General features: G+C 71.8%; 20 protein-coding genes and 1 riboswitch. Of the genes, 11 read left to right on the forward strand and 9 right to left on the reverse strand.

Going from position 1 to position 19,132, the window contains the following annotated elements:
- Positions 1 to 104: 104 nt before the first annotated feature.
- From CEB94_RS11235 to CEB94_RS11250, 4 genes are all read left to right on the forward strand, one after another.
- Entirely contained in the window at positions 105 to 920 is an 816-nt protein-coding gene (locus CEB94_RS11235) for an ATP-binding cassette domain-containing protein (protein WP_175432069.1), read from the forward strand.
- Positions 892 to 2,976 carry a YhgE/Pip family protein gene (locus CEB94_RS11240; RefSeq protein WP_175432070.1) on the forward strand — a complete coding sequence of 695 codons (2,085 nt, stop codon included), beginning with the start codon at positions 892 to 894 and terminating at the stop codon, positions 2,974 to 2,976. Before CEB94_RS11235 ends, CEB94_RS11240 begins: the two co-directional genes overlap by 29 nt.
- A 62-nt stretch (positions 2,977 to 3,038) precedes the next feature.
- Entirely contained in the window at positions 3,039 to 3,668 is a 630-nt protein-coding gene (locus CEB94_RS11245; RefSeq protein WP_175432071.1) for a TetR/AcrR family transcriptional regulator, read from the forward strand.
- Positions 3,669 to 4,102: 434 nt separating this feature from the next.
- A complete protein-coding gene (locus tag CEB94_RS11250) occupies positions 4,103 to 5,593 on the forward strand; it encodes a phytoene desaturase family protein (RefSeq protein WP_175432072.1) in 1,491 nt (496 codons plus the stop codon).
- Positions 5,594 to 5,620: 27 nt separating this feature from the next.
- Here the strand turns inward: CEB94_RS11250 and CEB94_RS11255 are convergent, their stop codons facing one another.
- From CEB94_RS11255 to CEB94_RS11280, 6 genes are all read right to left on the reverse strand, one after another.
- Entirely contained in the window at positions 5,621 to 6,556 is a 936-nt protein-coding gene (locus CEB94_RS11255; RefSeq protein ID WP_175432073.1) for an SCO2102 family sporulation regulator, read from the reverse strand.
- Positions 6,557 to 6,612: 56 nt separating this feature from the next.
- The gene (gene metF / locus CEB94_RS11260; RefSeq protein ID WP_175432074.1) at positions 6,613 to 7,536 is read right to left on the reverse strand and encodes a methylenetetrahydrofolate reductase [NAD(P)H]; all 924 of its coding nucleotides are present in this window, start codon (positions 7,534 to 7,536) and stop codon (positions 6,613 to 6,615) included.
- A gap of 98 nt (positions 7,537 to 7,634) precedes the next feature.
- Positions 7,635 to 8,288 (reverse strand): thiamine phosphate synthase, encoded by a 654-nt coding sequence (gene thiE / locus CEB94_RS11265; RefSeq protein WP_175432075.1) that lies wholly within the window; start codon positions 8,286 to 8,288, stop codon positions 7,635 to 7,637.
- 211 nt (positions 8,289 to 8,499) lie between these two features.
- On the reverse strand, positions 8,500 to 8,865 hold the full coding sequence (locus tag CEB94_RS11270; protein WP_031131943.1) for an Rv2175c family DNA-binding protein: 366 nt from the start codon (positions 8,863 to 8,865) through the stop codon (positions 8,500 to 8,502).
- A gap of 111 nt (positions 8,866 to 8,976) precedes the next feature.
- Positions 8,977 to 10,218, reverse strand: a complete 1,242-nt coding sequence (locus CEB94_RS11275; protein ID WP_175432076.1) for an NAD(P)/FAD-dependent oxidoreductase — start codon at positions 10,216 to 10,218, stop codon at positions 8,977 to 8,979.
- Positions 10,219 to 10,250: 32 nt separating this feature from the next.
- Positions 10,251 to 10,601 (reverse strand): avidin-fold protein, encoded by a 351-nt coding sequence (locus CEB94_RS11280; protein ID WP_175432077.1) that lies wholly within the window; start codon positions 10,599 to 10,601, stop codon positions 10,251 to 10,253.
- Positions 10,602 to 10,653: 52 nt separating this feature from the next.
- Positions 10,654 to 10,765: riboswitch (TPP riboswitch) on the forward strand.
- Between CEB94_RS11280 and thiO the strand changes: the two genes are divergently transcribed.
- The 5 genes from thiO (at position 10,763) to CEB94_RS11305 (ending at position 15,885) form a co-directional block, all read left to right on the forward strand.
- Positions 10,763 to 11,935: a glycine oxidase ThiO gene (thiO, locus tag CEB94_RS11285; RefSeq protein WP_175432078.1), complete on the forward strand. Its 1,173-nt coding sequence runs from the start codon at positions 10,763 to 10,765 to the stop codon at positions 11,933 to 11,935. (Overlaps the previous riboswitch by 3 nt.)
- Positions 11,932 to 12,132, forward strand: coding sequence for a sulfur carrier protein ThiS (thiS, locus tag CEB94_RS11290; protein ID WP_175432079.1), 201 nt, complete (start codon positions 11,932 to 11,934; stop codon positions 12,130 to 12,132). Before thiO ends, thiS begins: the two co-directional genes overlap by 4 nt.
- 2 nt (positions 12,133 to 12,134) lie before the next feature.
- Complete coding sequence (locus CEB94_RS11295) at positions 12,135 to 12,932, forward strand: thiazole synthase (RefSeq protein ID WP_175432080.1); 798 nt, start codon at positions 12,135 to 12,137, stop codon at positions 12,930 to 12,932.
- Between the two features lie 93 nt (positions 12,933 to 13,025).
- Complete coding sequence (gene pknB / locus CEB94_RS11300) at positions 13,026 to 14,948, forward strand: Stk1 family PASTA domain-containing Ser/Thr kinase (RefSeq protein ID WP_175432081.1); 1,923 nt, start codon at positions 13,026 to 13,028, stop codon at positions 14,946 to 14,948.
- A 58-nt stretch (positions 14,949 to 15,006) separates the two neighbouring features.
- Positions 15,007 to 15,885 carry a deoxyribonuclease IV gene (locus tag CEB94_RS11305; protein ID WP_175432082.1) on the forward strand — a complete coding sequence of 293 codons (879 nt, stop codon included), beginning with the start codon at positions 15,007 to 15,009 and terminating at the stop codon, positions 15,883 to 15,885.
- A gap of 5 nt (positions 15,886 to 15,890) precedes the next feature.
- Here the strand turns inward: CEB94_RS11305 and CEB94_RS11310 are convergent, their stop codons facing one another.
- Positions 15,891 to 16,541, reverse strand: a complete 651-nt coding sequence (locus CEB94_RS11310) for a sulfite oxidase-like oxidoreductase (protein ID WP_175432083.1) — start codon at positions 16,539 to 16,541, stop codon at positions 15,891 to 15,893.
- Between the two features lie 176 nt (positions 16,542 to 16,717).
- Here CEB94_RS11310 and bfr point away from each other — a divergent pair, with 176 nt between their 5' ends.
- Complete coding sequence (bfr, locus tag CEB94_RS11315) at positions 16,718 to 17,194, forward strand: bacterioferritin (RefSeq protein ID WP_175432084.1); 477 nt, start codon at positions 16,718 to 16,720, stop codon at positions 17,192 to 17,194.
- An 11-nt stretch (positions 17,195 to 17,205) separates the two neighbouring features.
- Here the strand turns inward: bfr and CEB94_RS11320 are convergent, their stop codons facing one another.
- Both CEB94_RS11320 and CEB94_RS11325 read right to left on the reverse strand, forming a co-directional pair.
- Entirely contained in the window at positions 17,206 to 17,439 is a 234-nt protein-coding gene (locus CEB94_RS11320; protein ID WP_175432085.1) for a (2Fe-2S)-binding protein, read from the reverse strand.
- 148 nt (positions 17,440 to 17,587) lie between these two features.
- Positions 17,588 to 18,940, reverse strand: a complete 1,353-nt coding sequence (locus tag CEB94_RS11325; RefSeq protein ID WP_175432086.1) for a class II 3-deoxy-7-phosphoheptulonate synthase — start codon at positions 18,938 to 18,940, stop codon at positions 17,588 to 17,590.
- Between the two features lie 96 nt (positions 18,941 to 19,036).
- Between CEB94_RS11325 and CEB94_RS42200 the strand changes: the two genes are divergently transcribed.
- Positions 19,037 to 19,093 (forward strand): trp operon leader peptide, encoded by a 57-nt coding sequence (locus CEB94_RS42200; protein WP_078625594.1) that lies wholly within the window; start codon positions 19,037 to 19,039, stop codon positions 19,091 to 19,093.
- Positions 19,094 to 19,132: the final 39 nt, after the last annotated feature.

A 19,132-nucleotide genomic window follows, 5' to 3' on the forward strand; every position in this document is an offset into this window, starting at 1 on the left:
CATCGTGAGGTATGGCACTGACAATCCGTTCTGACCTGGTGTTTTGCTTCGCTCGTAGGTTCGGAGTAGTTTTTGCACTGACCAGTCAGTTCAATTCCACGCACATGCGAGGGAGCCTCGTGGGGGAACAAGCGGGAGGGGTGCGGGTCACCGCCGACGGCCTCGGGATCAAGGGGCCACGGGGGTGGGCGGTCCGGGGGATCTCCGTCGACGCCGGGCCGGGGGAACTCATCGTGGTCGAGGGCCCGTCGGGGTCCGGCCGTACGTGCCTGCTGCTCGCGCTGACGGGGCGGATGAAGGTCTCGGAGGGCACGGCCGCCGTCGGTGACGCGCGGTTGCCGAAGCAGATGGCGGCGGTGCGGGGCCTCAGCGCGCTGGCGCACGTCCCGGGGGTCACCGACCTCGACCCGGCGCTGACCGTCGGCGAGCACCTGCGGGAACGAGCGCTGCTCCAGCGCCGGTTCGGCGCCTCGCTGCGCGGCCTCCTGCGACCCCGCGCCGAGCGGGCGGCCGAGGCCCGGCAGCACGTCGACGCCGCACTCGAAGCCGCCGGGCTCGACCTGGAGGCCCTGCCCAAGGGGCCGCGCACGGCCGTACGGGACCTGGAGCGCCTGGAGGCGCTGCGGCTGTCGGTGGCGCTCGCCCTGGTCGGCGGGCCGCGGCTGCTCGGCATCGACGACACCGACCTCAAGCTCTCGGACGGGGAGCGGAAGGAGGTCTGGGCGCTGCTCAGGTCCCTCGCCGACGCCGGGACGACGGTCGTGGCCGTGTGCAGCGAGGTCCCCGATGGGGCCGTCAGGGTCTCCACCGCGGAGAGCCCCGAAGAGCCGGCCGCCGAGGCAGGCCAGGCCGATCAGGCCGATCAGGCCGATCAGGGAGAGGAGAAGGCCGATGCGCTCGCCGAGACTGGCCGCGCTTGAGCTGCGCCGCTTCGGGCGGGGGAAGCTTCCGCGCGCCGCGCTGGTAGCGCTGCTGATGCTGCCGCTGCTGTACGGCGCGCTGTACCTGTGGTCGTTCTGGGACCCGTACGGCCGTCTGGACCGGATCCCCGTGGCGCTCGTGAACGACGACAAGGGGGCGACCGCCGACGGGAAGGAGATCACGGCGGGCGACGACATCACGAAGGGCCTGCGCGACAGCAAGACCTTCGACTGGCAGGAGGTGAGCGCCGCCGAGGCCCGCAGGGGCGTCGAGGACGGCAGCTACTACCTGTCGCTCACCATGCCCGCCGACTTCAGCGAGCGGATCGCCTCCAGCTCCGGGAACACCCCGGAGACCGGCGCCCTCCAGGTGCGCACGAACGACGCGAACAACTACATCGTCGGGCAGATCTCCCGGACGGTCTTCGGCGAGGTGCGGCAGGCGGCGTCCACGAAGACGTCCCGGTCGTTCCTGGACAAGATCTTCGTGTCGTTCTCCGACATCCACGGCAAGACCGTGAAGGCGGCGAAGGGCGCCGACCGGCTCAAGGGCGGCATAGGCAAGGCCGAGAAGGGCTCCAAGGACCTCGCCGACGGCCTGAAGGACGCCAAGGACGGCAGCGGCAAGCTGTCCACGGGCCTGAAGAAGCTCAACACCGGCGCGGGCGACCTGGAGGACGGCTCGAAGCGGGTCGCGGAGGGCACACAGAAGCTCGCCGACCGGGTCAACGGCACCTCCGACAAGATCGGTCCCTTCCTGAAGGGCAACGAGAAGACCATCGGTGACACCGCCCAGCTGGTCGCCGACTCCTCCGGGGTGATCCGCAAGCATCTGGACACCCTGGTGAAGACGGCCCCGACCGCCGCGAAGGGCGCCCGCGCGGCGTCCGGCACCCTGAACGACGTGTACGCCCGGCGCTGCGACGATCCCGTCCTGCCCGACGCGGCCTGCTCCGACCTGAAGAAGGCCAAGGACGCCGCCGCCGACGTGACCGTCATCGCGGACGACCTCAACACGCTGATCGCGGACCAGGACGGCGATCTGGACAAGCTCGACAAGAACCTCGCCACTCTCCAGAAGCAGTCCCAGGCCCTCGCGAACCGCGCGCCACACCTCTCCGAGGACCTCGCCGACGCCGTCAAGAAGATCAACAAGCTGAACGACGGGGCGGCCGAGGTCGCCGCCGGGGCGAAGAAGCTGCACAAGGGGATCGGCACGGCCAAGACCGGCGCCGTCGACCTGGACAAGGGCGTCGGCAAGCTGAAGACCGGCGCGGACGACCTCAACGGGGGCATCTTCAAGCTCGTCGACGGCTCCGGGAAGCTCGCCGGCGGCCTGCACGACGGGGCGGAGCAGATCCCCGACTACGACGAGCGGGACCGCGACCGGCGCACCGAGGTCATGGCCGATCCCGTGCGGCTCGCCTCCCAGGACCTGCACAAGGCGCCCAACTACGGCACCGGGTTCGCCCCGTACTTCATCCCGCTGTCCCTGTGGGTGGGCGCGATGGTGGCGTACATGCTGATCGCGCCCATGAACCGGCGGGCGCTCGCCGCGGGCGCCTCGGCGTGGCGGATCGCGCTGGCGGGCTGGCTGCCGGTGGTGGCGATCGGCGTGTTGCAGACGGTGGCGCTGATGTCGGTGCTGCACTGGGCGGTCGGCCTTCAGATGGCGCGAGCGGCCGGGACGGTGGGATTCCTGTTCCTGGTGACGGCCTGCTTCGCGGCAATCGTGCAATGGCTGAACGCGCGCTTCGGGGCGGCGGGCCGGATCCTCGTCCTCGCGCTGCTGATGCTCCAGCTGACCTCGGCGGGCGGCACGTACCCCGTACAGACCAGCCCCGGGTTCTTCAACGCGCTCCACCCGTTCCTCCCGATGAGCTACGTCGTCGAGGCCCTCAGGCGGCTCATCACCGGCGGTGGACTCGCACCGGTGTGGCACGCGTGCGTGGTGCTGACGGCGTTCACCGCGGGCGCCCTCGCGCTGACCGCCGTGGCGGCCCGCCGGCGCCAGGTGTGGACGCTGGACCGGCTGCACCCGGAGCTCAGCCTGTGAGCCCCACCGTCAGGAGCACCACCGTCACTTCCCCCGGAAAGGTTCCTGTGACAATCAGGGCCATGGAAAGCAGCAGTGCCGCGTCGGGCGGCAGCACGCGCCGCGAGGCCACCCGGCAAAAGCTCTACGAGGCGGCCGTCACGCTCATCGCCGAGCAGGGGTTCTCCGCCACGACCGTGGACGAGATCGCCGAGCGTGCGGGAGTCGCGAAGGGCACGGTCTACTACAACTTCGCGAGCAAGTCCGTCCTCTTCGAGGAACTGCTGCGGCACGGAGTGGGTCTGCTGACCGCCTCCCTGCGGGAAGCGGCCGAGCGGACGGCGCGGGAGGGCGGCAGCAAGGTCGACGCCCTGGACGCGATGATCCGCGCGGGGCTGGTCTTCATCGACCGCTACCCGGCCTTCACCCAGCTGTACGTGGCCGAGCTGTGGCGCACCAACCGGGCCTGGCAGTCCACGCTGATGGTGGTCCGGCAGCAGGCCGTCGCGGTCGTGGAGGACGTCCTGCGCGACGGCGTGGCGGGCGGCGAGTTCAGCGAGGAGATCGATGTCTCTCTGACGGCGTCCGCGCTGGTCGGCATGGTCCTGGTGGCGGCCCTCGACTGGAAGTCCTTCCAGCCGGAACGCTCCCTGGACGACGTCCACGCGGCACTGTCCCGGCTGCTTCAGGGCCGGGTGAGCGGCCGCCGCTGACCGAACTCCCGGTGCACAGGTGAAAGCGCCGGTCCGGTGTGGCCGCGTCCCCCGCGGGCCACCTCGAACCGGCGCCTTCCCTGCTCCCCCGTACGTCCCCCCGCAGGACCCCCGTTCGGTCGTCCCCCGGTACTCCCCCGTGCCTCGCTCCCGCCGACACCGCCGGCGGAAGGAGCGGATCATGGGCCGGCTCCGTTCCGGCGCCCCGTGTCGCCGGTGCCGGAGCCGTGCCCCTCTCCGTGTCTCCACTCTCTCGTCCGCGCAGGTCGTCCCCCATCCGCGCGCGTACTCAACTCCCCGGCTAGGTACGCGGTACTCACTCCTGCGCACCCGGGCCCAGAACGCTCCACCGCCGCCTGGTCACGATCACGCCCGCGCCCGTACTCGGGGGTGGCCGGCGGGGGCTGTCAGCGGGGGCCGATAAAGTCGCCGGCATGGCACGGATTGCGGTGATCGGCGCCGGGATGGGCGCGCTGGCGGCTGCCGCCCGGCTGGCCGTCGCGGGCCACCGGGTGGCGGTGTACGAGCGGACGGACACCTACGGCGGAGCGCTGCGCCGCTTCGAGCGCGACGGGTTCTCCTTCGACACGGGTCCCGCCCTGCTGCCGCTGCCCGCCGTCTACCGCGACCTGTTCGTCAAGACCGGCAAGGAGCCGCTGGAGTCCTGCGTCGAGGTGGTCCAGGTCGACCCGTCGTCCCGGCACGTGTTCGCGGACGGCACCGAGGTGTCGCTGCCGAACGCCTCGCGCGCGGGCGTCGTCGCCGCCCTGGACGAGGGGCTCGGCGCGGGCGCCGGACAGCGCTGGGGCGACTTCCTGGTCCGGGCCCGCGAGGCCTGGGACCGGACCCGCCGGCCCCTGCTGGAGGAGCCGCTCTGGCCGAACTGGCAGGTGCTGGCCGAGCGCGAGCCCTACCCGTCGGTGCCCCACAAGCGGCTGCTGCGCACCCGCCGGGCCGGCACACTCGCCGAGATCGGCGCCTGGGAGCTGCGCGACCCCCGGCTCGCGGCACTCCTGGAGAGCCACGCCCTCGGGTACGGCCTGGATCCCCGGGCCGCCCCGGCGAGCGCGGCCGTACTGCCGTACCTGGAGCACGCCTTCGGCATCTGGTACGTGCGCGGCGGCCTGCGCGAGCTGGCGCGGGCGGTGTACGAGCGGTGTCTGGCCCGCAGGGTCGAGTTCCACTTCGGCGCGGACGTCACCGGCGTGCTGGAGAAGGACGGCCGGGCGTCGGGGGTGGAACTCGCCGACGGGTCGGTCGCGGAGGCGGACTTCGTGGTCGCCGGCGTCGCGCCCGGTGTCCTGGACCGGCTGACGTCGGGAAGCGTCGTCCGGGGCGAGGGCGAGGTGCTCGCGCAGCCCGCGGCGGCCGCCCGGCTGACCCTCCTGCTGGCCCTGCGCGGCCCCCGCCCCGGGGGCACGGCGCACCGCACGGTGGTGCACACCCGGGACCGCGAGGCCGAGTTGGACGCCCTGTTCGGCACGGCGGCCGTAAATCCGAGTCCCACGGTCACGGTGCTGCGGCCCGACGACCCGCGCCTGGCCCCGGCGGACCACGAGGCGGTCACCCTCACGACGGTGGTGCCCGCGCGGCCCGGCCGGCCCCACGGCGACCTCGTGGATCACATGCTCACCGTCGCCGAACGCGCCGTACTGGGCCTGCGAAGGCGCCTCCTCTGGCACGAGGTGCGCACCCCCGCCGACATCGCGGAGGCGACGGGTGCGGAGGGCGGGGCGGTGCCGGTGCCGGCCCTGGCGGCGGCCGGCGGACGGCTGCTGCATCCGTCCAACAGCACGCGGCTGCCCGGTCTGTTCACCGTGGGCGGCTGGGCCCACCCCGGCGGCGGACTGCCGCACGCGGGCATGTCGGGGGCGCTGGTCGCGGGACTGATCGTGGAGGGCCCGGAGTTCCGCGGCTCGCAGTGAGCGGGACGCCCCGGCGGGACTCAGGCTTCAGAAACGGTACTGCTCGTCGAAACCGTTCCCCTGGGGCTGCTGCCCGCCGCCCTGGTACGGGTACGGCTGCTCCGGCGGCAGCTCCTGCCCGTACTCGTCGGTGTTGCGCTGCTGCGGGACCCAGACCCCGCCGGGCGGGGCCTCGCCGGCGTAGGTGCCGGCGTACTGGTCCTGGCCGTAGCCCTGCTGGCCGTAGTACTGCTGGTCGCCGTACGTGCCGTCGTAGGCGGCCTGGCCGTAGTTCGACGAGCCGATGTACGGGTCGGAGTAGGCGGCGTACTGCTGCTGACCGGTGGCGTCGTAGCCCTGCTGCTGGCCGTAGCCGGAGTAGTCGTAGCCGTAGGACTGGTCGGCGGCCTGGGCGGCGTACTGGTCCTGGGGCTGCTGTTCCCCGGCCTGGTACCCGTTGTCGTAGACGCCGTAGGAGCCGGTGTCCTCGGGCATGGGCTGCGGATCGTAGACGGCGGTGGTCTCGCCGGCCGTCGGCCGGTGGGCGGGGCGGGCGGGGGTGAAGACGTCGTCGCGGTCGTAGTCGTCGTCCTGGCCGTAGGCGGCGGGGTCGCGGCGGTAGCCGCCGGCCTCGTCGTCCTGGCGGCCCTCGGCCTCCAGGCCGGAGACCTCCAGGGTCGGCTCCTGACGGCCGCGCTCACCGCGGCGGCGCTTGCTGCCGCCCAGCGCGGGCGCGTTCATCGCCCAGCCGGCCGCGAAGCCGCTGCGGAACGACAGGGTGACGTAGGTCTGCCCGACCGCGAAGGCGGCCGCGCCCAGTCCGATCACGACGACCGAGGGGATCAGGACACCGACGACGACACCGAGGAACCCGGCGAAGGCCAGCAGCCGCCAGCGCAGCCGCGCCTTGTACTGCAGCAGCACCTCGCCCAGAAGCCACAGCGCGACGATGCCGAACGCGATGTAGAGGACCGCCCAGCCCATGTACGCCCCTCTCCCAGTGGCCGCTACGCAGTGTGTCGTAGACCCGTGCGAACGGTCTAGGCCTGCGGTGAGTGGTGCAGGCCCAGGTTCTCGTAGATTTCCAGTGTCGCGGTGGAGTTGTTGAGCGTGATGAAGTGCAAGCCGGGCACGCCCTCGGCGAGCAGCTGCGCACAGAACTCCGTGGCGAATTCGATCCCAATGGAGCGTACAGCGGCCGGATCGTCTTTTGCTGTGAGGATCCGCTCTTTCAGGGCAGCCGGGAACGCGGCGTTGGTGAGGGACCCGATCCGGTCCAGCGTCTTCACACTCGCGATCGGCATCACCTCGGGGATGATCGGGGTGTCGCAGCCGGCGGCCGAGACCCGGTCGCGCAGCCGGAGATAGTCCTCCGGCTGGAAGAACATCTGCGTGATGGCGTAGTCCGCGCCCGCCCGGCACTTGTCGACGAAGTGGCGGACGTCGGTCTCCCAGTCGGCGGAGCGCGGGTGCATCGCCGGGAAGGCGGCGACGCCCACGCAGAAGTCGCCGGACGCCTTGATCAGCTCGACGAGCTCGGCGGCGTAGGCGAGGCCCCGGGGGTGCGGCACCCAGTCGCCCATCGGGTCACCGGGCGGGTCGCCGCGCAGGGCGAGCATGTTGCGGATCCCGGCGTCGGCGTACTGGCCGATGATGTTGCGCAGGTCGGCCACCGAGTGGTCGACCGCGGTGAGGTGGGCAATCGGGGTGAGGGTGGTGTCGGAGGCGATCGCCTCGGTCGCCTTGACCGTCCCCGCGCGGGTGGAGCCGCCCGCGCCGTAGGTGACGGAGACGAAGTCGGGCGCCACGGCCTCGACCCGGCGCAGCGCGTTCCACAGGTTCCGCTCGCCCTTCGGGGTCTTGGGGGCGTAGAACTCGAACGAGTACGTCGTCTTGCCGGCCGCGAGCATGTCGCGGACGGTGCGAGCGTGGTCCGATCTGACGGATGCGGTGCCGAGGGCCATACCGGCAGGTTAGCCAGGGGCGGTCGGTCCCCCAACAGTGGGCCGACATTTGCCCGAATTGTCCACTCGCTGTCCACCCCTTGGACAATCCGTCCTGATTACTCCTCCCGCAGTCGCTTGGCGAACTCGGCCGCCACGGCACCCGGGTCGTCGGCCTCGGTGATCGCCCGTACGACGACGACGCGCCGGGCCCCCGCTTCCAGGACCTGGTCGAGGTTGCCGAGGTCGATGCCGCCGATGGCGAACCAGGGGCGGTCGGTGCCGAGGGCGGCGGTGTACCGGACGAGGTCCAGGCCGGGCGCGTGGCGGCCGGGCTTGGTGGGGGTCGGCCAGCACGGGCCGGTGCAGAAGTAGTCCACGCCCTGCTGGACGGCGGCCGCGGCGGCCTCGGACTCGGCGTGGGTGGAGCGGCCGATCAGGATGGCGTCGCCGAGGAGCGCACGGGCCGCGGGGACCGGCAGGTCCCCCTGGCCGAGGTGCAGGACGTCGGCGCCGGCGGCGTGGGCGACGTCCGCCCGGTCGTTGACCGCGAGCAGTTTGCCGTGCCGCGCACAGGCGTCGGCGAAGACGGCCAGGTGCTCCAGCTCCTCACCGGCCTCCATGCCCTTGTCCCGCAGCTGCACGATGTCGACCCCGCCGGCCAGCACGGCGTCGAGGAACTCCCCGAGATCGCCCTGCCGCTTGCGCGCGTCGGTGCAGAGATAGACCCGGGCGTCGGCGAGCTGGGCCCGTGCGGTGGCGGCGGCGGTCATGCGTGTCCCCCAGGGTGTCGTGGCATGCGGGCCGGGTGGGCCCGCACGTGCGTCAGCAGCGTAGATCCGGCCCGTCGGGGGCGTCCAAAGCCCCCGACAGGGCGCGGGCCGACCCGGGCCGTGACCTCTCGGCCACGGCCCCCACATCGGGCGGTTGTTCAGGTCCGGCCCCGCTCACACGGCACCGGACGGTTGTTCCGTCGCGGCCGGGTCAGACCGCGAGCGCCTGGGCGCGGCGCTTCACCTCCGTGCCGCGATTCTCACTGAGCGCCTGCGCGGGGGTGCCGGGCAGGCTGGGGTCCGGGGTGAAGAGCCACTCCAGCATCTCTTCGTCCGTGAAGCCGTCGTCCCGCAGGAGCGTCAGGGTCCCGGACAGGCCCTTGACGACCTTGTCCCCGTCGATGAAGGCGGCGGGGACGTGCAGCGCGCGGTTCTCACCGCGGCGTACGGCGATGAGCTGGCCGTCCTTGACCAGCTGCCGCACACGCGTCACCTCGACACCGAACTGTTCGGCGATGTCGGGGAGGGTGAGCCAGGCGGGGACGAGAGCATCGATCTTTGCGTCAATCTCGGTCACGGAAACCAGCCTGCCATCTGCCACTGACAGTCGGAAGTCGGCCCGGCCCACCCGGGCGGACGCGTCGGACCCGGCAGCGCCGTCCCCGGCCCTCCGCGACGGCCCCGGCGCCTACGCCGTCGCGGCCTTCATGGGCCTGGCCGGATCCGCCAGCAGCACCCGGTTCATCGGCGTGCCCGACTCGATCAGACGGCGGCCCTGCGCCAGGTCCCGGGGCCGCCCCACCGCCAGCAGTGCGATCAGCCGCTCACCGCGCAGCCAGCAGACCGTCCAGGCCGGTCCTGCGGGGTCACCCCGCCACAGGGTGGTGTCCGCGGCCGGATGGTGCCCGGCGTACTGGACGAACCGCCCGAACTGCTCGGACCAGAAGTACGGCACCGGGTCGTACACCGCCGGTGTCTCCCCCGTGGCCCGGCCGACGATGTTCACGGCGACCGTGCGCGGCCCCTGGAGGGCGTTGTCCCAGTGGTGGACCAGCAGGCGCTCGCCGTAGCGCGCCGAGGGGAAGGAGGCGCAGTCGCCGACGGCGTACACATCCGGCACGGCCGTGCGCAGATGCTGGTCGGCCACGATCTCCGCGTGGGAGCCGAGCTCGATCCCGGAGCCGGCCAGCCAGGCCGTCGCGGGGCGGGCGCCGATACCGACGACGACCGCGTCCGCGGGCAGCCGCGAGCCGTCGTCCAGGAGGACCGCGCCCGGCTCGACGCGCGTCACGCGCGCGTGCGTCCGCAGGACCGCGCCCGCGTCGGCGTACCAGCCGGCCATCGGGGCGGCGACCTCGGCGGGCAGGGCCCCGGCGAGCGGCCGTTCGGCGGCCTCCACGACGGTCACCGCGCAGCCCGCCTCGCGGGCGGCCGTGGCGAACTCCGCGCCGATCCAGCCCGCGCCGACGACCACGATGGCGTGTCGGCGGGCCAGCACCGGCCGCAGCCGCTCGGCGTCGTCCAGGGTGCGCAGCAGATGCACGCCGGGCACGCCCTCCGCGCCGGGCAGCCCGACCGGTTCGGCGCCGGTCGCGACGACCAGGACGTCGTACGGCACGGGCCCGTCCTCGGTGTCCAGCTCGTGGTCGGAGGGGCGCAGGCCCAGTACCTCGCAGCCGAGCCGCAGTTCGATGCCGAGGGCTTCGAAGTCGACGTCGAAGGCGGAACCCTCGGACTTGCCGAGCAGGACGGCCTTGGACAACGGGGGCCGGTCGTAGGGCTGGTGGGGCTCGGCGCCGATCAGGATCACGTCGCCGGCGAAGCCCTGCTCACGCAGCGCGACGGCGGTCTGCACGCCGGCCATGCCCGCACCCGCCACGACGACGCGCCGCGGCGCGGACGAACCTGGTTCCTGCGTCTGCTCGCTCACCTGATCACCATAGACACCTGACGAATTGTCAGTCAGTGCTCATGCGCCGTGACCTGCTCCACAACGCTCGTGCCGTTGCCCCGCCGGGACTCCCACTCCCAGGTCTCCTCCAGCCGCACCCGCCCGTCGGGCAGCTCCACGACCGTGGACACGCAGTGCCCCGAGGAGGTGGTGCCGTCCCGCTTGAGCTGGACGTACCGGAAGTCCAGCCGGTCACCTTCCCGGGTACCCACGAGATGCCCGCGTACGACGTCGCCGCCCGCGTACTCGGCCCAGATCTCGCCCTCCCGCTCGTGGTAGGTGAACCGGGTGCGGGTGCCCACCTGGCCCGGTGCCTGGTCGGCGACCGGGGCGAGGACGAGACCGTCGAGGGATCGGGCCATGGGCGGAGGCTCCCTTACTGCGGCACACGGCATCGGGCTAGGGTGGCCAACGTAAAGCACTCGCGGGAGCCCGGACGCACCGGGCTGAGAGGGAGGCTGGCGGCCTCCGACCGTACGAACCTGATCCGGGTCATGCCGGCGAAGGGAGGGGCTGGACGCCCATGTCGCCTACGTCCACATCGTCAGACGTCCTGGTCATCGGGGGCGGGATCATCGGCCTGGTCACGGCCTGGCGGGCCGCGCAACGCGGGTTCGCCACGGCCGTCGTGGACCCCGAGCCGGGCGGCGGAGCCGCGCAGGTGGCCGCCGGCATGCTGGCCGCCGTCACGGAACTGCACTACGGCGAGCAGACCCTGCTCGGCCTGAACCTCGCCTCCGCCCGGCGCTACCCGGACTTCGCCGCCGAGCTCACCGAGCTGACCGGCCAGGACCTCGGCTACCGCCGCTGCGGCACCCTCGCCGTGGCCCTGGACGCCGACGACCGGGCCCACCTGCGCGAACTGCACGCCCTGCAGCAGCAGTCGGGCCTGGAGTCGCAGTGGCTGTCGGGGCGCGAGTGCCGGCGCCTGGAGCCGATGCTCGCGCCGGGCGTGCGCGGCGGGCTGCGGGTCGACGGCGATCACCAGATCGACCCGCGGCGGCTGGCCGGTGCCCTGGTCGCCGCGTGCGAGCGGGCGGGCGTGGTCTTCCACCGGGTGTGGGCGGAGCGGCTGACCGTCGTACGGGACCGGGTCACGGGTGTCGTCCTGGCCGACGGGACCGAGCCGGCCGCCGGGCAGGTGGTGCTCGCCGGGGGCAGCCTCAGCGGGCGGCTGGCGGGCGTACCGCAGGATGTGCTGCCTCCCGTGCGCCCGGTGAAGGGGCAGGTCCTACGGCTGACCATGCCGCAGCGGCACGGGCCGTTCCTGAGCCGGACCGTGCGCGCGGTGGTGCGCGGCAGCCACGTCTACCTGGTGCCGCGCGCGAGCGGTGAACTGGTCGTCGGGGCCACCAGCGAGGAGCTGGGCTGGGACACCACCGTGACCGCGGGCGGCGTGTACGAGCTGCTGCGCGACGCGCACGAGCTGGTCCCGGGCATCACCGAGCTGCCGCTCACCGAGACCCGGGCCGGACTGCGGCCCGGCTCCCCGGACAACGCGCCGCTGCTCGGCCCGACCGGTCTGGAGGGCCTGCTGCTGGCCACCGGGCACTACCGCAACGGCGTCCTGCTCACCCCGGTGACCGGCGACGCCATGGCGCACGTCCTGGCGACGGGTGAACTCCCCGAGGAGGCCCGCCCCTTCAGCCCGAAGCGCTTCAGCCCCGCCACCGCACTCACGGAGCAGCCCGCATGAACATCTCCGTCAACGGGGAGCCCCGGGACGTCCGGCCCGGCACCGCTCTCGACACCGTCGTGAAGTCGCTCACCGCCTCGCCCTCGGGCGTGGCCGCCGCCCTCAACGAAACCGTCGTCCCGCGCACGCGGTGGCCCGCCACATCCCTCGCCGAGGGAGACCGCGTGGAAGTGCTCACCGCCGTCCAAGGAGGCTGACCATGGCCGATGATCCGTTTGTCCTCGGTGGTACGTCCTTCACATCCCGTCTGATCATGGGCACGGGCGGGGCGCCCAGCCTCGACGTGCTGGAGCGGTCGCTGGTCGCGTCCGGGACGGAGCTGACGACGGTCGCGATGCGCCGGGTGAACGCCTCGGTGCACGGCTCGGTGCTGTCCGTCCTGGACCGGCTCGGCATCCGGGTGCTGCCCAACACGGCGGGCTGCTTCACCGCCGGCGAGGCCGTCCTCACGGCCCGCCTCGCGCGCGAGGCCCTGGGCACGGACCTGGTCAAGCTGGAGGTCATCGCCGACGAGCGCACCCTGCTGCCGGACCCGATCGAGACACTGGAGGCCGCCGAGACACTGGTCGACGACGGGTTCACGGTGCTGCCGTACACCAACGACGACCCGGTGCTGGCGCGGAAGCTGGAGGACGCGGGCTGTGCGGCGATCATGCCGCTGGGCTCGCCGATCGGCTCCGGGCTCGGGATCCGCAACCCGCACAACTTCCAGCTGATCGTGGAGCACGCGCGCGTGCCGGTGATCCTGGACGCGGGCGCCGGTACGGCCTCGGACGCGGCGCTGGCGATGGAGCTGGGGTGTGCGGCTGTGATGCTCGCCTCGGCGGTGACGCGGGCACAGGAGCCCGTGCTGATGGCCGACGCCATGCGGCATGCCGTGGAGGCGGGGCGGCTGGCGTACCGGGCCGGGCGTATCCCACGGCGGCATTTCGCGGAGGCCTCCTCACCGACGGAGGGCATGCCCGCGCTGGACCCGGAGCGGCCCGCGTTCCGGTAGGGCGCGCGACACACGTCACAGGTCGGCTGCAGTCCCGCCGCGAAAACCGCCGGGGGGACGGGGCTGTCGGTCGTGGCTCGTACACTCGCCTGCGTGGACACGACCCTTCAGGACCCCTTGGTCGGGCAGGTGCTCGACGGCCGGTATCGCATCGACGCGCGGATCGCGGTCGGCGGGATGGCCACGGTCTACCGGGCCGTGGACACCCGGCTCGACCGGGTCCTCGCGCTGAAGGTGATGCACCCCGCGCTCGCGGTCGACGCCTCGTTCGTCGAGCGGTTCATCCGCGAGGCGAAGTCCGTGGCCCGGCTGGCCCACCCGAACGTGGTGCAGGTCTTCGACCAGGGCACCGACGGCTCGTACGTGTACCTGGCGATGGAGTACGTCGCGGGCTGCACCCTGCGCGACGTGCTGCGCGAGCGCGGGGCCCTGCAGCCGCGCGCCGCCCTGGACATCCTGGAGCCGGTGCTGGCCGCGCTGGGCGCCGCGCACCGCGCCGGGTTCGTGCACCGCGACATGAAGCCCGAGAACGTCCTCATAGGTGACGACGGCCGGGTCAAGGTCGCCGACTTCGGACTCGTCCGGGCCGTGGACACGGTGACGAACACCACCGGCACCGTCCTCGGCACGGTCGCGTACCTCGCCCCGGAGCAGATAGAGGACGGCACCGCCGATCCCCGCGTCGACGTGTACGCGTGCGGCGTGATGCTGTACGAGATGCTGACCGGCGACAAGCCGCACGACGGGGACTCCCCCGCGGTGATCCTCTACAAGCACCTGCACGAGGACGTGCCGCCGCCCTCGGCCGCCGTGCCCGGTCTGGCCTACGAGCTGGACGAGCTGGTCGCGTCGGCGACCGCACGCAACCCCGATCTGCGCCCGTACGACGCCGTGGCTCTGCTCGCGCAGACCCGTCAGTCGCGCGAGGAACTCGGCGCGGACCAGCTGGACGCGCTGCCGCCGCAGGCGGTCGTCCTGGAGCACGACAACGCCGACGACCGTACGAGTGTGATCCCGCGCTCGTTGACGGTGCCGCGGCTCCTGCCCGTCAACGAGGACGCCGAGCCGGTGGTGCACCGCACCAGCCGGCTGGAGACACCGCCTCCGCCACCACCCCGGCGGCGACTGCCGCGCCGTGGTGCCGTCTCGATCGTCGTCGCCCTGCTGCTGGTCCTCGGCGTCGGCGCGGGCGTCTGGTACATCAACTCCGGCCAGTTCACCAAGGTCCCGCCGTTGCTGGCGAAGACCGAGGCGCAGGCCCACGACCAGCTGGAGAAGGCCGGTCTCGAGGTCGGCAAGGTCAGTCACGCCCACAGCGACACCGTCAAGCGCGGCACGATCATCGGCACCGACCCCGGGCCGGGCGCCCGTATCCGCGTCAACGACTCCGTGTCGTTCACCATCTCCGACGGCCCCGAGACCGTGCGGGTGCCCGCCCTGGCGGGGCAGAAGCTGGACAAGGCGCGGGACCAGCTGAGGGAGGACGGGCTGGAGCCGGGCATGGTCACCCGGGAGTTCAGCGAGGACGTGCCGCGCGGCTCGGTGGTCTCCGCGCGTCCGGCGGACGGCACGAAGGTGCGCGCGGGCACGGCCGTAGCGCTGGTCGTCAGCAAGGGCAGCCCCATCGACATTCCCGACGTCACCGGCTCGGACGAGGCAGACGCGCGGTCCGAGCTGCGGGACGCCGGTCTCAAGGTGAAGATCGCCACCGAGCGGGTCAACTCCTCCGAGTACGACAAGGGCCAGGTCGTCCGGCAGACGCCGAAGTCCGGCGGCCGGGCGGCCGAGGGCGACACGGTGACGCTGACGCTGTCGAAGGGCCCCGAGATGATCGAGGTCCCCGACGTGGTCGGCGACAGCGTCGACGACGCCAAGCGGAAGCTGGAGGGCGCCGGGTTCCAGGTCGACGAGGACCGCGGTCTGCTCGGCCTGTTCGGCGACGAGGTCAAGAGCCAGTCCGTCGAGGGCGGCGAGAGTGCGCCCAAGGGCTCGACGATCACCATCAAGATCAGGTGACGGGCACGGGCGCAGGCCAGTGGCCGGAGCAGGGCCGGACGCATGACACCCTGAACGGGTGAACAGTCAGCTGTCCGGCCCCTCCCGCAACCCCGTGGGCGGCCACGTCCCCGTGGCCGGTGGGCTCCATTCCGTAGGCCTGTCGTACGCCCGTGACCTGAAGGCGGAGGCCGTCCAGGTCTTCGTCGCCAACCCGCGCGGCTGGGCCACGCCGACCGGGAACCCGAAGCAGGACGAGGCGTTCCGCGCGGCGTGCGCGGCCGAGTCGATCCCGGCGTACGTGCACGCCCCCTACCTGATCAACTTCGGCTCGCACACCGAGGCGACCGTGGAGCGGTCGGTGGAGTCGCTGCGGCACTCGCTGCGGCGCGGGCGGAAGATCGGGGCGCTGGGCGTGGTCGTGCACACCGGCAGCGCGACCGGCGGCCGGGAGCGGTCCGTGGCGCTGAAGCAGGTACGGGAGCACCTGCTGCCGCTGCTGGACGAACTGACCCACGACGACGACCCGTTCCTGCTGCTGGAGTCGACCGCCGGCCAGGGCGCCTCCCTGTGCTCGCGGACATGGGACTTCGGCCCGTACTTCGAGGCGCTGGACGCCCACCCGATGCTCGGCGTGTGCCTGGACACCTGCCACATCTTCGCCGCCGGGCACGACCTGACCGGCCCCAGCGGCATGCACCGGACGCTGGACCTGCTGGTGGACACGGTCGGCGAGGGCCGGCTGAAGCTGATCCACGCCAACGACTCCAAGGACGTGGCCGGCGCCCACAAGGACCGGCACGAGAACATCGGCGTCGGCCACATCGGCGAGGACCCGTTCCGGGCCCTGATGACGCACCCCGCGACCGAGGGCGTGCCGCTGATCATCGAGACGCCGGGCGGCAAGCAGGGGCACGCGGCCGACGTGGAGCGGCTGAAGAAGCTGCGCGACGGCTGAGCGCGTCAGAGGTCGGGGCCGTCCCCGGGCTCCTCCTGGTACGAGTAGCGCTGCTCCTGCCAGGGGTCGCCGATGTTGTGGTAGCCGCGCTCCTCCCAGAAGCCCCGCCGGTCGGCGGTCATGTACTCCACGCCGCGCACCCACTTCGGGCCCTTCCACGCATAGAGGCGGGGCACGATCAGGCGCAGCGGGAAGCCGTGCTCGGCGGTGAGCAGCTCGCCGTCCTTGTGCGTGGCGAACAGAACCTGCTCGTCGGCGAAATCGGACAGCCGGAGGTTGGAGCTGAAGCCGTACTCGGCCCACACCATCACATGGGTGACATCGTCCGCGGGCGGGGCGAGGTCGAGGACCGTGCGCGCGGGGATGCCGCCCCACTCCGCGCCCAGCATGCTGAACTTCGTCACGCAGTGCAGATCGGCCACGACGGTGGTGTGGGGCAGGGCCGTGAACTCCTCGTGGGTCCAGCAGTGCTTGCCGCCGCCGGCGGTGGCGCCGAAGACCCGGAACTCCCAGCGCTCGGGCCGGAACTTGGGGACGGGCCCGTAGTGCGTGACCGGCCAGCCGCGTTGCAGCCGCTGTCCCGGGGGCAGCTCCGGCTGCGTCGCTCCTGCTGAATCGCGCCCTTCTCCCGGTTCGTGTTCCAGCGGCTGACCCATGACTCCATCCTGACAGACCCTGGGTGATGCCCCTGACCGGACCCACTTCGAAACGGGACAAACCGAACTAAGCATGCCCTTACTTAGTAAGTGGAGACTTACTGGACGATCTTCTTCACCAGTGGAATCATGCGGCGCATCTTGCCAGTTCCCCCCGCGCGGAAGGAGCCTCTGCGATGCAGGGCGACCCCGAGGTCCTCGAATTCCTCAACGAGCAGTTGACCGGCGAGCTGACGGCGATCAACCAGTACTGGCTGCACTACCGGATCCAGGACAACAAAGGCTGGACCAAGCTCGCCAAGTACACGCGTGAAGAGTCCATCGATGAGATGAAGCACGCGGACAAGATCACCGAGCGCATCCTCATGCTGGACGGCCTGCCCAATTACCAGCGGCTCTTCCACGTACGCGTCGGCCAGACGGTCACCGAGATGTTCCAGGCGGACCGGCAGGTCGAGGTCGAGGCGATCGACCGGCTCAAGCGCGGTGTCGAGGTGATGCGCAGCAAGGGCGACATCACGTCCGCGAACCTCTTCGAGTCGATCCTCGAGGACGAGGAGCACCACATCGACTATCTGGACACGCAGCTGGAGCTGATCGACAAGCTCGGCGAGGCGCTGTACCTCGCGCAGCAGATCGAGCAGCCGAGCTAGGGCCCCTGCCGTCAGGCGGCGTCTTCCAGTTCGGCGAGCACCGGCTCGCCCCGTTCGGCCAGATCGCGGCGAGGGCATGCTCCCCTGCCCAGAATCGCCTGGATGCGGCGCACACAGGACCCGCAGTCCGTGCCCGCCTTGCAGGCGGAGGCTATCTGGCGGGGGGTGCAGGCGCCGCCGTCCGCGTGCTGCTTGACCTGCTGTTCGGTGATCCCGAAGCAACTGCAGACGTACACGCGGTTCACCTCCCGACGGGGTCGTTCTCTGGCGCCGTCCCCGTTGATCGGTGAGGCTAACCTAACCTTACCCGGCGGGTCCGGAGCGCAAAAGTGGAGAGGGGCGCGGATCGTGTGATCCGCGCCCCAGTCCATGCCCCGGTAACAGGCGGACCCGTTACTGGTCCCTGTACATCTCGGCCACGAGGAACGCCAGGTCGAGCGACTGGCTGCGGTTGAGCCGCGGGTCGCAGGCCGTCTCGTAGCGCTGGTGCAGATCGTCGACGAAGATCTCGTCGCCGCCGCCCACGCACTCCGTGACGTCGTCGCCCGTGAGCTCCACGTGGATGCCGCCCGGGTGGGTGCCGAGGGCCTTGTGGACCTCGAAGAAGCCCTTGACCTCGTCGAGCACGTCGTCGAAGCGGCGGGTCTTGTGACCCGAGGCCGCCTCGTAGGTGTTGCCGTGCATCGGGTCGGTGATCCAGGCCACGGTCGCGCCCGAGGCGGTGACCTTCTCGACCAGCTCGGGGAGCTTGTCGCGGACCTTGTCGGCACCCATGCGGACGATGAAGGTCAGCCGGCCGGGCTCCCGCTCGGGGTCGAGGCGCTCGATGTACTGCAGCGCGTCCTCGGCGGTGGTCGTCGGGCCCAGCTTGATGCCGATCGGGTTGCGGATCCGCGAGGCGAACTCGATGTGCGCGTGGTCCAGCTGACGGGTGCGCTCACCGATCCACACCATGTGCCCGGAGACGTCGTACAGCTGCCCGGTGCGCGAGTCGACCCTGGTCAGCGCGGACTCGTAGTCGAGCAGCAGCGCCTCGTGCGAAGCGTAGAACTCGACCGTCTTGAACTCCTCCGGGTCGGTCCCGCAGGCGTGCATGAAGTTCAGCGCGTTGTCGATCTCGCGCGCCAGCTGCTCGTAGCGCTGCCCCGACGGGGACGACTTCACGAAGTCCTGGTTCCAGGCGTGCACCTGGCGCAGGTCGGCGTAGCCGCCGGTGGTGAAGGCGCGCACCAGGTTCAGCGTGGAGGCGGACGCGTGGTACATCCGCTTCAGGCGCTCGGGGTCCGGGATGCGGGCGGCCTCGGTGAAGTCGAACCCGTTGACGGAGTCGCCCCGGTACGTCGGCAGTGTCACGCCGTCGCGGGTCTCGGTCGGCTTGGAGCGCGGCTTGGAGTACTGCCCGGCGATCCGGCCGACCTTCACGACCGGCACGGACGCGGCGTACGTGAGCACGGCGCCCATCTGGAGCAGCGTCTTCAGCTTGTTGCGGATGTGGTCGGCGGACACCGCGTCGAAGGCCTCGGCGCAGTCGCCGCCCTGGAGGAGGAACGCCTCTCCCTTGGCGACGGCCGCCAACCGGGCGCGCAGCTGGTCGCACTCGCCCGCGAAGACGAGCGGCGGATACGACTCGAGGTCCGCGATCACTGCGCGCAGAGCCTCGGTGTCGGGGTACTCGGGCTGCTGCGCCGCGGGCAGGTCTCGCCAGGTGTTGCCAGCGGAGGCGCTGGTCTTAGCGTTCACGGTCACGACCTCCACATTACGGGGTCGTGTCGGACGTCCTGACCCATGCCCAGCAAGTGAGACACCGCGAACACCCCTCGGACGTGGGGTAGGGTGCCTCGCATGTTCGCGCACTCGACCCAGACCTGGTGGTGGACCGCTCATCCGGCGGCCCGCTGACTGCGCGTACTCAAGACTTCGCGAAGGCCGCCCGAGGGG

This window comes from Streptomyces hawaiiensis (assembly GCF_004803895.1).
Lineage (GTDB): Bacteria > Actinomycetota > Actinomycetes > Streptomycetales > Streptomycetaceae > Streptomyces > Streptomyces hawaiiensis.

Bases quoted from the DNA above. Each gene is read 5' to 3' on its own strand.
- CEB94_RS11235 (WP_175432069.1), top strand. From the start codon at position 105: ATGCGAGGGAGCCTCGTGGGGGAACAAGCGGGAGGGGTGCGGGTCACC.
- CEB94_RS11240 (WP_175432070.1), top strand. From the start codon at position 892: ATGCGCTCGCCGAGACTGGCCGCGCTTGAGCTGCGCCGCTTCGGGCGG.
- CEB94_RS11245 (WP_175432071.1), top strand. From the start codon at position 3,039: ATGGAAAGCAGCAGTGCCGCGTCGGGCGGCAGCACGCGCCGCGAGGCC.
- CEB94_RS11250 (WP_175432072.1), top strand. From the start codon at position 4,103: ATGGCACGGATTGCGGTGATCGGCGCCGGGATGGGCGCGCTGGCGGCT.
- CEB94_RS11255 (WP_175432073.1), bottom strand. From the start codon at position 6,556: ATGGGCTGGGCGGTCCTCTACATCGCGTTCGGCATCGTCGCGCTGTGG.
- metF (WP_175432074.1), bottom strand. From the start codon at position 7,536: ATGGCCCTCGGCACCGCATCCGTCAGATCGGACCACGCTCGCACCGTC.
- thiE (WP_175432075.1), bottom strand. From the start codon at position 8,288: ATGACCGCCGCCGCCACCGCACGGGCCCAGCTCGCCGACGCCCGGGTC.
- CEB94_RS11280 (WP_175432077.1), bottom strand. From the start codon at position 10,601: ATGGCCCGATCCCTCGACGGTCTCGTCCTCGCCCCGGTCGCCGACCAG.
- thiO (WP_175432078.1), top strand. From the start codon at position 10,763: ATGTCGCCTACGTCCACATCGTCAGACGTCCTGGTCATCGGGGGCGGG.
- thiS (WP_175432079.1), top strand. From the start codon at position 11,932: ATGAACATCTCCGTCAACGGGGAGCCCCGGGACGTCCGGCCCGGCACC.
- CEB94_RS11295 (WP_175432080.1), top strand. From the start codon at position 12,135: ATGGCCGATGATCCGTTTGTCCTCGGTGGTACGTCCTTCACATCCCGT.
- CEB94_RS11310 (WP_175432083.1), bottom strand. From the start codon at position 16,541: ATGGGTCAGCCGCTGGAACACGAACCGGGAGAAGGGCGCGATTCAGCA.
- bfr (WP_175432084.1), top strand. From the start codon at position 16,718: ATGCAGGGCGACCCCGAGGTCCTCGAATTCCTCAACGAGCAGTTGACC.